Below are 12,307 nucleotides of genomic sequence, written 5' to 3'. Positions count from 1 at the left end.
TACTGATATTCTCCACCTTTTTTATCTTTAATCCATCATAGCTAGCGATGCAACAAAGCCCACTGGGATCCAGGAATTTTATTAAGTTGGTGAGCATAAAAATAGCTGTTTTACGTTAAAATACAATGTTTTGATGATTATGGAAAGGATGGATTCCAGTGTCAAGCACTGGAATGACACCATAGGGGCACTGCCATCATAAAGGAACCAGTGTCAGCTACTTGAATGACATCATAGGGACACTGCCCTGACAACCGTCATCCAGCTACGTGTTAGCGGGATCTATGCTTTGAGATACTGCGAATGAATCGCGCTATGACGGTTAAGTAAGGGATCTATGCTAAGAGATGCCAAAGACCTTCATGAAACTTTGCCCATTTGGCTTCTCTAAAGATTTCGTTTACAGAATCTAGTAACTCAGCTATGCAGAATGAAAAAAGTTTGTATGGTATATAAATAGTGTGTTTTTTTTGTAATTATTTTCTATAATACGCAAACCTTTGGTTCAGTAAATGCTACCATAGGCATTAAAAGTTAATTAACAAACTGCAATGTATAATGAAATAAAGACACTTGCAAGATTTTGATCTTGCAAATCATAAACTTATCATAAAGTTTAATAGTGTCTGTTACTGCTTTTAGGTGTGAGGCTAGAGGGTTATTAGCAGTAACAGCCACTATTAAACTTATTATAGAACTTACTTAAAGTAAATACTTAATTTAAAATATTATAATATTTTTACTTACAATAGATTTATGTAAATGCTTTTTTCCTCAAACTAGTATTGTACTATTATACTTGTTGAATGCTAAAAAATTATTAACCATCACTAATCTCTATTTGCATAGTAAGTTTATATATACTATTATACAGTATATCACTTAGTTTTATAGCAAACAAACAAAAGATATGGTGAAGTTATTTGCACTATTGATAATATTTTACTCAAATATATCTGTTGTCTCTGCTCCTACTTCCTGGCAATTTGGATTTCCTGCTCCTGCAACTGAAGTAATGGAGGCTGTAGTTAGGTCACATTCGTTTGTGATGCTTGTGATGGTTGCAATAATGCTCTTTGTGTGGGCGCTGCTTGCTTATGTAGTATTTCGCTTTCGTAAAAGCAAAGTGGCAAACGTAAGCCAAACTAATCACAATGTTCTTTTAGAAATTGTTTGGTTTGTTATACCAACGATTATTGTTGGAATATTAGCCTTTGAAAACGCTAAATTACTGAAGCTACAGGAAGAAATACCGAAAGCTGATATAACACTAAAAGTTATTGGCCATCAATGGTATTGGAGCTACCAATATCCAGAATATCAAGGTGTGTCATTTGATAGTTATATTAAGGGAAAAGAAGACTTTATCGAAGGAGATTTAAAGCTATTCTCTGTTGATAACAACATCATTTTACCCGTTAATACTAACGTTCGTTTACAAGTTACAGCAGGAGATGTGATACACAGTTGGGGAGTACCGGCTTTCGGTGTAAAAATTGATGCGATACCAGGTAGGCTGAATGAGGCGTGGTTTAATATCAAAAAGCCTGGTGTTTATTATGGGCAGTGCTACGAATTGTGTGGTCAAGGCCATGGATTTATGCCAATTGTTGTTGAAGCAGTAAGCAAAGAAGATTTTAATAAGTGGATTGAAAATAGAAAATTAGTGAGTTAAATTTGGAGTATAGATATGAGTGACGCACCAAAGGGCATAAAGCGTTGGTTGTTTTCCACCAACCATAAAGACATAGGGACACTGTACATTATTTTTTCCATATTAGCTGGAATTATTGGTGGATTATTATCGGTGATTATTCGCACTCAGCTAATGCACATTAATATACTTAACAATAACTATCAATTATATAACGTAATGGTTACAGGGCATGCGTTGATAATGGTGTTTTTCATGATAATGCCAGCCCTCATGGGAGGATTTGGTAACTGGTTTGTACCTCTCATGATTGGTGCACCAGATATGGCATTTCCTCGTATGAATAATTTAAGTTTTTGGTTGTTAGTGTCATCTTTTATTTTGCTCATTCTCTCAGTGTTTATTGGTGAAGGTCCAGGTACAGGTTGGACTTTATATCCACCTTTATCACAGGTAATGTCCCATCCAAGTGCAGGAGTTGACCTTGCTATACTTGCACTCCACGTTGCTGGTATGTCGTCAATTGTTGGGGCGATCAACTTTATAGTTACTATATTTAACATGCGCACAAAAGGAATGTCATTAACTAAGATGCCACTGTTTGTTTGGTCTGTCTTGCTAACAGCATTTATGTTGATTGTTGCCTTACCAGTGCTTGCCGGTGCTATAACTATGCTTCTTACTGATCGCAATATTGGTACTTCCTTTTTTGATCCTGCAGGTGGTGGTGACCCTGTGTTATTTCAACATTTATTTTGGTTTTTTGGTCATCCAGAAGTTTACGTAATTATTTTTCCTGCATTTGGCATCATAAGTCAGGTTGTATCAACTTTTTCTCACAGACCTGTATTTGGTTACATAGGGATGGTTTATGCAATGATAGGTATAGCAGTATTTGGCTTTATGGTTTGGGCTCATCATATGTTCACTGTTGGGCTTAGTGCTGACGCTGCTGCATTTTTTAGCACTACCACAATTTTTATCGGTGTTATAACTGGTGTAAAAGTCTTTAGCTGGATTGCAACTATGTGGGGTGGAGCAATTGAGTTTAAGACCCCTATGCTATTTGCACTAGGTTTTATTTTTATGTTTGTTGGCGGTGGCATAACGGGAATAATTCTTTCTCATGGTGGAATAGATAAGCTCCTGCACGACACCTATTATGTTGTTGCTCACTTCCATTATGTCATGTCACTTGCTGCATTATTTGGAGCTTTTGCTGGCTTTTATTATTGGATTGGTAAAATGTCGGGTAAACAATATAATGAGCGCTTAGGTCAAATCCACTTTTGGCTTACTTTTATTAGCACCAATATCACTTTTTTACCTCAACATTTCTTAGGATTAGCTGGTATGCCAAGGCGTATACCTGATTATCCTGATGCGTTTATCCCTTGGAATTATATATCCTCAATTGGTTCGTATATGTCCTTTGTTTCAGTTATGTTTTTTGTGTTTATAGTTATACATCTCTTTAAATGGGGCAAGAAAGCTGGAGATAATCCTTGGGAAGGTGACACCTTGGAATGGACGGTATCTTCACCACCGCCTTTTCATACTTTCGAAAAGCCACCAGTGGTAAAATAGAATGTACACAAGTGTTTTGCTAAATGTTGAATCAACAATACTGGATTTTTGGCGTTTGCTGAAGCCAAGGATAATGTATCTTGTGGTATTTACTGCAGTTGCTGGTATGGTTACTGCACCAGGTAGTATGCACCCTTTTCTAGCACTAATATCTCTTATATGTGTTGCTCTTGGCTCAGGATCTGCAGGTGCTATAAATATGTGGTATGACAAAGACATAGATCTGCTCATGGAAAGGACAAAAAACCGCCCTATACCTTCAGGTAGAGTTTCTGCAGAAAGCGCGCTTGAATTTGGTATAACTCTTGGAATATTGTCAGTATTTATCATGGCAATAGCAGTAAACTATATTTCTGCTGCTTTGCTTGCTGTTAGCATATTATTTTACGTTTTCGTATATACAATTTGGCTAAAAAGGCGCACTCCGCAGAATATCGTTATCGGTGGTGCAGCAGGTGCTTTTCCTCCAGTGATTGGCTGGACAGCTGTGACTAATTCTGTCAGTTGGGAAAGTTTCATTTTATTTTTAGTAATTTTTATGTGGACTCCACCACACTTTTGGGCCCTATCTTTAAATAAGTCTGAAGACTATGCAAGAGCATCGATTCCTATGTTCAATATTGTTTATGGTCCGGAAAAAACAAGAAAATATATATTAATTTATAGTGTCTTGCTGGTGCTAACTAGCTTGCTTCCAGCTCTATTCTTGAAAAAGGCTTTACTTTATCTAAGCATGGCAATTTTTGCAGGTTGCATCTTTATTTGGTACGCTATATCAATTCTCAGATTCAAGAACCACAACTCACAGAAACAAATGTTTTCTTACTCAATTTCTTATCTATTTTCCCTATTCGCCAGTATTATTTTTTGTTCTATTGATTTATTTTAGTTATGAAAGAACGGCAGAAGCATAAAAACTATTTTTTACTTTTCCTTTTGGTAATGCTCGTTGTCACACTTTTTTTTGTTTCTATAATAAAATTTAAAGGTGCAGCTTAAACTACCTTTAGAAATTGTGCTTTCATAAAAGCAACTATATACTTTGTTAACCGATATAAACAAAGATGAGTAAAAAAGAAGTGACAATATATACGGATGGGGCGTGTTCTGGTAATCCTGGAGCGGGAGGATGGGCAGCTATCATATTATTTCAAGATTATAGAAAAGACATTTATGGTAGAGAAGAAAATACCACAAACAATAAAATGGAGTTAACAGCGGTGATCAATGGGCTGAAAGTATTGAAATTTTCTTGTAATATTAATTTATATACGGATAGTCTTTATGTTAAACATGGCATAACAGAGTGGATAGATAAGTGGAAAATGAATGGCTGGAAAACAAGTAATAAAAAATCAGTAAAAAATATGGAATTGTGGAAAGAGCTAGACAACGTTGCTGCACAACACGAAATTGATTGGAAGTGGGTTAAAGCACACAGTGGCGATAAGTATAATGAGGAGGCTGATAGTTTAGCAAGAAAAGCAATAATCGATGCTTAAAAAAATCACTATATCACTTTCCATAGTTCTATTGTTTGTATTCTGCTTATTTGTCTTTTTTAAGGGTGAGAGTCCTTTAGAAATCAATATTAATTATATTAATTTTTATGTTAAACATAAAATATCAAAAATATTTGTTGGCTCAAGCGTTAATATGGAGAATACCTCAGTTGTTTGGCAGAAAGGTAGTAAAGATCCGTATTTAGTCATTACAGATTTGGCAATAGCAAACCCTAATTTTACTATAAAAGTTCCTGAGCTTTTTGTACATTTTAAGTTAAGTTCCTTATTTAAAGCTAGCACAAATCTCTCTCAGATTTCAGCTGATAATGTGCATGTATGTATCAATCAGAAAGAAGCTGACTTTAAAGCAGTAAATTTTAATCTGCAAAACTCAGTAAAAACAATAAGGGAATTTTTTTTTGACTTAAATGCGGATTCAAAAATTGAATTTACTAACATCGCTATTGATAAAAGCACAGAAGATGAATTTTTTATTGATAAATTATATATAGGGAAGGGGGAAGATTTTAATGTTTTAGATATTCATGTGAATACAAAAGATGGAAAGGGATTTTTGGATGATTTATCAATTACGATAAAAAATCGCAACAATTTGCTAAATGTGTACGGGACATTTTATGATCTAAAATTGGGACTATTGAACAAGTTTTCTACATTAGTTAAAAGCTACAATTTGGACAAAAATATAGGATTCAAAGGAAGCTTCTCAGTGAAAATTAATAAAAAGGATGAAATTGTAGATGGAAATATATACGTATTGAATATAGAAAATTATTTGAACAAAAATTTAGCCTTAACTAATGTAAATATAAATTTAACATATAGTGATGGAATTATTAGTGTAAAAAACTTCCATTTTAAATTAAATGACACGTATCTCTCTTTGATAGGCAAAATGAACTTTAGTACAAGTCATGTTTTGCTTAGAATTAATATTAGTAAGTTTGCTGCAAAGGATTTATGTACTTATATACCAGATAGTGTAGTAAATAGTAAATTTAAAAGCTGGTATTGTGATAATATCGAAGGGGATGTTTTAAATACCATTGTAAGTTTCAATGGCAAAATTAACAATTTGGTTGATGACGATCTGTCAGACATTGTAATTGTTGCTGATATAGAAAACGGTAGCGTAAAATTTGATGAAGATTTTGAGCAAGTAAAGGAATTAAAGGGTGATTTGATCATCAAGAATAACGATCTTGAAATTACTGTAAATAGCGCTAAGTTTCAGAATTTCACTGTTAATGGTGGTGATATTGCAATGAAATCTCTCAATAAGGAAAATTCAGTTCTAACCATTAATGGCCAAGCTGTAAGTGATGCTTATGGTTTATATGAGCCTATAAAATTTAAGCTGGATGATGTGGTGAAGGTTGAAAGGGATAAAGTAAGTGGAATGGCAAAATCCGTATTTAATTTTCGCATTTTTAATCTAAATGCTGATGACAAAAAAGTAGATTTTTCGGCCAATTTTCATTCCGAAATTGACAATTTGGCCGTCTATAATGCAAGTCTTGGTAAATATGATATTAAGCTTAGTTTTGGCAGTGACTTTATAGATTTAAATGGTAGTGGTATGGTGAATAACACACAGCTATTATTTGACCTGAAAAGTAGCAATAGGAATGAAAGTTTCGCCTGGAATTTGACCGGAGATTTACCTGCTCAAATATTTAATTTTGATAGTGGCTATGTCAGTGCAAATTTAGAGTCAGTGATAAATCAAGATAAGACGGGGTATGTTAATGGTGATATAGATTTATCAGAATTTGAATCACATTCAAGCTACTTAGGATGGAAAAATCGCTTTGAAGATCACAATAAAATTTTGTTTTCTACAAGGTTAAAAGGAGCAGGTGAATTGTTAGTAGATAAATTAGACATTGTAGGAAATGACCTAGATATAAAATTCAGCGGAAGAGTAGAAAATGGAAATTTATATTTAAATTCTAGTAGCTTTAAATTGTCTGATAATGATTTTAGTATAGAAATTGAATCAGGTAAGGAGAAAAATGCCATAACTATTTATGGTGAGGAAATTAACTTAAGTGATATTTTAGGCTTGCTTGGCAAAAACAGTAATGGATTAAATAAAGATATAGAGATTAGTATGAATGTTGACAATGTAATTATGAAAGAAGGCATCGTTATCAAAAATGCTAAGCTGAATGTAACCTGTACTAAAGGTAATTGCAATGGAAGTCAATTTACAGGGCAGTTTCTGGAAGATAGCAGCAACATACTAGCAGAATACAGTGGAATAGGGCTCGAAATATATGCGGATAATTCAGGTATGCTTTTGCGTTCCTTAGGCATTAGTAAATCAATTAAAAACGGCAAATTGTCTTTTTATCTCTCTCCTCAGAGAGAAAGTGGAGAACATTATGGTACGTTATCCATTAGCAATTTCTACATCAAAGATGCTCCACTACTTACTACTTTATTGTCGATGTCTTCATTGCCTGGCATTGTAAATGCCATAAAAAATGAAGGTGTATACTTTTACAAATGTAATGCACCTTTTTCATACAAAGATGGCACTATTGAAATTGAAGAATCTTGGCTTGAAGGGGCGGAGTTAGGTATTAGCACTGGTGGTAAGCTCGATATTAGAAATTATAAATTCCAGGTTGCAGGACAAGTAATACCAGCATATTCAATTAATAAATCTTTGTTAAAAATTCCTATAATTGGAAAACTTCTTACTGGTGGGAAAAGTAGGGGAATCGTTTCAATAGACTATAAAGCAAGTGGTGATGACAAAAACAATAACGTATCTGTTGATCTTATCTCTTCGCTAACTCCAAACCTATTAAAGAGGTTATTGGGAGTGTTTGATCGCATTATGACAAAAACTAACGAAAGTGGCTTAAAAGGTGGTGTGAAAAAGAAATTTGGTTCGATATGACCAAAAGGGAAATTATTTAACAAAATTATGGACAAAAATGCAAGAATTTCAGAATGATCTACCTGGTTTTATATTTAGTTGTTTAAGTAATACCACTCCCTTTAACCTCTCTATATTTGCTGAACAACTAAAAAGGGTAGGGGAGTGGTTGTAAATTGTATCTGTTCAGCAGAGTGGCAAAATAAGGTAGACGAGAAAAGACAACTATAGGAACAAATGGGTGTCATTCCAGTGCGTGACACTGGTTTCCATCCAAAAGGGTGTCATTCCAGTGTCAGCTACTTTCATGACATCGTTTACTATGTGCCATATTGTAATGTTCGTACAGTTGTGGAATGAATCGCGGTATGACGTGTTGCTTGGGTCAGCTATAATATAAATATACTAGGGGTTATAGTTTTCTTATGCTGCCTTTTTGTTATTAGACAACCACAATATAAAGGAGTGAAACGGATGCAAACAGTAGTGCATTTCTGCACCAAACGTATTACCTTTAACGAATAGTAAAATGTGAGATTTTTTGGAACTACCGTGGAGCAATTGCTCCACGGTTTCATTCTACTTAGAATCCACCCATGCCACTCATTTCTCCTGCATCCATAGGAGATGAAGCATTTTCTTTGCTTGGTACATCAACTATCATAGATTCAGTAGTTATCAGCACACTCGCAACAGATACCGCTGTTTCAAAAGCAATACGCACCACTTTTGCTGGATCAATCACACCAGCTGTAAACGCATTAGCATAATTCATAGCCTCAACGTTGTATATAAGCTCTTTATCATTCTGCTTAATCAAATAGTCAATTATAACAGCAGATTCAAGACCAGCATTTTTGACTAACCTTCTAATTGGAGCACTGAGAACTTTCTTGATAATGTTTATGCCTATTTGTTCCTCGTCACTTGCACCTTTTAATTTGTCGAGAACAGATGAAGCATAAAGAAGCGCAACCCCACCACCTGGAACTATACCTTCTTCAATTGCAGCTCTTGTTGCATGCAGCGCATCTTCGACTCTATCTCTACGTTCTTTAACTTCCACTTCAGTTGCTCCACCAACTTTGAGCACAGCAACGCCACCTGATAATTTCGCTAAACGTTCTCTTAGCTTTTCTTTATCATAATCAGAAGTTGAAGTTTCAATTTGAGATTTAATCTGCTCGATTCTAGCTTTCACACTGTCAGAATCGCTATTTTCGCTGACAACTGTGGTATTATCTTTAGTAATTTTAACATTTTTAGCCGTACCAAGATCATCAAGCGTGAGATCTTCCATCTTGATTCCAAGTTCATCTTTTATGACGTACTTAGCACCAGTTAAAGTTGCTATGTCTTCGAGCATCTCCTTTCTTCTGTCACCAAAACCTGGAGCTTTTACTGCAGCAACTTTTAAACCACCACGCAATTTATTGATAACTAAAGTGCTTAATGCTTCACCTTCGATATCCTCTGCAATAATAACCAAAGGTTTACCAGATTTAACAATAGCTTCAAGAATAGGAAGTAAAGGTTGAATAATATTTAATTTTTTCTCTGTAATTAATAGATAAGGATTATCAAGCTCCACGATCATTTTTTCATTATTTGTAATAAAATACGGAGAGAGATAACCGCGATCAAATTGCATGCCAGTAGTCAGCTCAACTTCTAACTCTTTTGAACCTTTACTCTCTTCAACAGTTATTACACCCTCTTTTCCAACTTTTTTCACGGAATCAGCGATACTGTTACCTATATCCTTATCACCATTTGCAGAGATTATTGCAACTTGTGCCACTTCGTCTATTTTCTCTAGAGAAATTGTACGAGACATTGACGCAATTTCCTTTAATATTACATCTTTTGCCTTCTGTATTCCGTTTTTAATACCAACACGATCGTTTCCAGCAGCAATTGATTTTGAAGCTTCCATTATCATGTTGCTAGTTAGTATTGAGCACGTTGTTGTACCATCACCAACTTTATCGTTACATTGAGAACAACTTTGTGCAAAGATGCTTGCTATCACAGCGTTTAATGGTTTTTCAGGCTTGATACCCTTCATCACCTTATAACCATCTTTTGTAATTTCTGGTGCTCCATAGGGCTTATTAATCCCTACTGTTTTTCCTCTAGGTCCCGCAGTTATTGCTACCGTTGAATCCACTATTGCTGCGACTTCACGAAAGGCTTCTTGCAACTGCTCACCTGATACTACTACATTAGTCATTTTTATCACCTCTTGTTAATAAAAAATTTATAAAACTATAATAAAACCATTTACAATGCGCTATGTTGCGCTTTGTTTCAGTTTAGTAAAATAAAGACTGCTACTTAATGACAGCAAGTATATCGGATTCCTTCATCACGATAAGCTTCTCATTATTATGTTCTATTTCTGTACCAGCCCATTGGCGATAGAACACTTTATCACCAGCTTTCACAGTTAAAGTTACGCGTTCGCCACTTGAATTGCGTGAACCTTCACCAATTGCTATAACTTCACCTTTAGTAGGTTTCTTTTCAGCACTTGATGGAAGCACAATTCCACCTTGCTTTTCTTCGCTAATAGGCTTGATCAGCACGCTATCATCTAATACATTTAAACTTATACTTGACATTTGTTTTTCCTCATCAACAAATTAACTTATAAGTTTATATATATATACTCGTAAGTTAGATTTCAAGGGCTGGAGCTTGTAAAATATGCACGCCATTATAAAATATGCACGCCAAAAGCAGTTTCTAAAAGAGCCTAATGTTATATAATAGAATTTAGATTTATTTATAGAGATTTCATGAGTTATATACCATTTTTAAGTCGTGGTGTGATAGTGCTATATGGGCCTGACACTAGAGATTTTCTGCAGGGTATTATAACCAATGATATTAATAAGTTGGATAGCCAAAAAGCCATTTACTCTTTATTGCTTAGCCCTCAGGGAAAATATCTATATGATTTTTTTCTTATTGAATATGGTAAATACACCCTCTTGGAGTGCGAAAACATGCACTTGCAGCAAATAATCGAGAAACTGGATTTGCTTAAAACTTATTTGAAAGTGAAAATTAAAGACGTTAGCGCACTATATAAGGTTGGAGTTTTGTTTAATACTAAGTTGGCGGAGTGTAGTAGTAAGTCACAAGTTATTTTTCAAGATCCAAGGCACAAGCTGCTAGGAATGAGGATCATACATAAAGATGAAATAAAAGAGCCGGTTGGGGATTTTACTCAGTATGAAAAAGTCAGAATTCAAAATCTCGTTCCAGATGGAGCGAAAGATATGGTGCAGAATTCATCGTTTCCGCTGCAATTTTTAATCGATAAAGTAAACGGTATAAGCTTTAATAAGGGGTGTTATATAGGTCAGGAAGTTGTAAATCGAATGAGCAGACAAGAAATATTCAGAAGAAAACTTTACTTTGTTGAGGGGGATAACGCACTTCCAGATATTGGCACTAAAGTGACAAATGAAAACAATGAGGAAATAGGGGAACTGCGCTCTAGTGTAGACAACGTTGGATTTGCATTGCTTAATACTGGAAAGAGCCATGCAAATTTATATGCAGATGGAGTTAGGTGCGTTAAGACGTTGAAGTCTTAAGGTAGCGCATATAGAAACGAAAAACTTGCTTGACACCCTTCGCCAGCGCCCTTATCATAACGGTGAAGCTATTTCATTTAACTTCGCAATCTGTGCAGATTAAAACGACAAGGACTCCTGATATAATGTTGAACATTTTTTTTCTGCATTTCCGGGAATGTTCAAAAAAGCATACGCGTCAAGTTAAGGAAATAAAGGTATGAAAGAGATAGAATAATAAGGTATAAGTTCTCCCAGATGTACTTTTAGTGAGAGAACCAATGAATAAAATAACTTGCTTATCAAAAAAGCTCAAAGAATTTTTTAATGAAAAAGCAGACAAAATCTCAATTACAACAAGGTTTATAAAAAGAAAGAGAAAGCTAAAAGGCTCATCGTTCGTAAAAGTCATAGTCTTGGGTAATATAGGGGTTGATAATTGTAGCGTAGAAACAATGTGTCAATTACTAAACGAGGACTCGATAGATATAACAAAACAAGGTTTGGATTTTAGATTTACTGAAGAAGCAGTGGAATTTATGAAAAGGATGTATAATGAATCTGTGGTTCTCTTTAAAAATATCTTGCAAGTTGATTGCAAAATCTTACAGCAATTTAATAGTGTTAAATTATTGGACAGTAGCTATATTACTCTACCTAACAGTATGGAAGAGATGTATAAAGGTTATGGTACTAGCTACAGTGGCTATGAAAGCAATACTAAGTCTAGAATAAAGTTACAATTAGTTTTCGATTACATGAATCAGATAATAGACCAACTTAATTTAACGGAGGGAATAAGATCAGACCAGGGATATAGGAAACATTTAAGTAATATATCAAGCAATGATTTGCTAATATCTGATCTCGGTTATTTTGTGCCAAGTTCTTTTAAACAAATCAATGAAATAGGAGCTTATTTCATAAGTCGTCGATACCAACGTATATGATGTAGAAACAAATCAAAAAATGGAGTTATTAGAATGTTTAGAGATTTTTAGAAAACGAAGTATTGTTAGGAAAAGAAGCAAAAATTAGAGTAAGAATTATATGTCAGAAACTA

General features: G+C 34.6%; 8 protein-coding genes and 1 pseudogene. 7 read left to right on the top strand and 2 right to left on the bottom strand.

Features of this window, described 5'->3' with window-relative positions:
• Window positions 1-910: 910 nt before the first annotated feature.
• The 5 genes from coxB (at window position 911) to OZD66_RS03660 (ending at window position 7,678) form a co-directional block, all read left to right on the top strand.
• Window positions 911-1,675: a cytochrome c oxidase subunit II gene (gene coxB, locus OZD66_RS03680; protein WP_182366646.1), complete on the top strand. Its 765-nt coding sequence runs from the start codon at window positions 911-913 to the stop codon at window positions 1,673-1,675.
• 15 nt (window positions 1,676-1,690) lie between these two features.
• The gene (gene ctaD, locus OZD66_RS03675; protein WP_182366648.1) at window positions 1,691-3,241 is read left to right on the top strand and encodes a cytochrome c oxidase subunit I; all 1,551 of its coding nucleotides are present in this window, start codon (window positions 1,691-1,693) and stop codon (window positions 3,239-3,241) included.
• A 1-nt stretch (window position 3,242) separates the two neighbouring features.
• On the top strand, window positions 3,243-4,130 hold the full coding sequence (locus OZD66_RS03670) for a heme o synthase (protein ID WP_182366651.1): 888 nt from the start codon (window positions 3,243-3,245) through the stop codon (window positions 4,128-4,130).
• Window positions 4,131-4,305: 175 nt separating this feature from the next.
• Window positions 4,306-4,743: a ribonuclease HI gene (gene rnhA, locus OZD66_RS03665; protein ID WP_182366654.1), complete on the top strand. Its 438-nt coding sequence runs from the start codon at window positions 4,306-4,308 to the stop codon at window positions 4,741-4,743.
• The gene (locus OZD66_RS03660; protein WP_182366657.1) at window positions 4,736-7,678 is read left to right on the top strand and encodes a YhdP family protein; all 2,943 of its coding nucleotides are present in this window, start codon (window positions 4,736-4,738) and stop codon (window positions 7,676-7,678) included. Before rnhA ends, OZD66_RS03660 begins: the two co-directional genes overlap by 8 nt.
• A 562-nt stretch (window positions 7,679-8,240) precedes the next feature.
• Here the strand turns inward: OZD66_RS03660 and groL are convergent.
• The gene (gene groL, locus OZD66_RS03655; protein WP_182366663.1) at window positions 8,241-9,890 is read right to left on the bottom strand and encodes a chaperonin GroEL; all 1,650 of its coding nucleotides are present in this window, start codon (window positions 9,888-9,890) and stop codon (window positions 8,241-8,243) included.
• A gap of 100 nt (window positions 9,891-9,990) precedes the next feature.
• On the bottom strand, window positions 9,991-10,272 hold the full coding sequence (locus OZD66_RS03650) for a co-chaperone GroES (RefSeq protein WP_173862895.1): 282 nt from the start codon (window positions 10,270-10,272) through the stop codon (window positions 9,991-9,993).
• A gap of 186 nt (window positions 10,273-10,458) precedes the next feature.
• Here OZD66_RS03650 and ygfZ point away from each other — a divergent pair, with 186 nt between their 5' ends.
• The gene (gene ygfZ / locus OZD66_RS03645; RefSeq protein ID WP_182366666.1) at window positions 10,459-11,265 is read left to right on the top strand and encodes a CAF17-like 4Fe-4S cluster assembly/insertion protein YgfZ; all 807 of its coding nucleotides are present in this window, start codon (window positions 10,459-10,461) and stop codon (window positions 11,263-11,265) included.
• 260 nt (window positions 11,266-11,525) lie between these two features.
• A pseudogene (locus OZD66_RS03640) lies at window positions 11,526-12,307 on the top strand (IS4 family transposase); the annotation flags it as partial.

Source organism: Wolbachia endosymbiont of Drosophila baimaii (assembly GCF_028982185.1).
In the GTDB taxonomy this organism is placed as follows: domain Bacteria; phylum Pseudomonadota; class Alphaproteobacteria; order Rickettsiales; family Anaplasmataceae; genus Wolbachia; species Wolbachia pipientis.
Note: the sequence above shows the minus strand (reverse complement) of the source record. Positions and strands in the feature narration are given on the sequence as shown.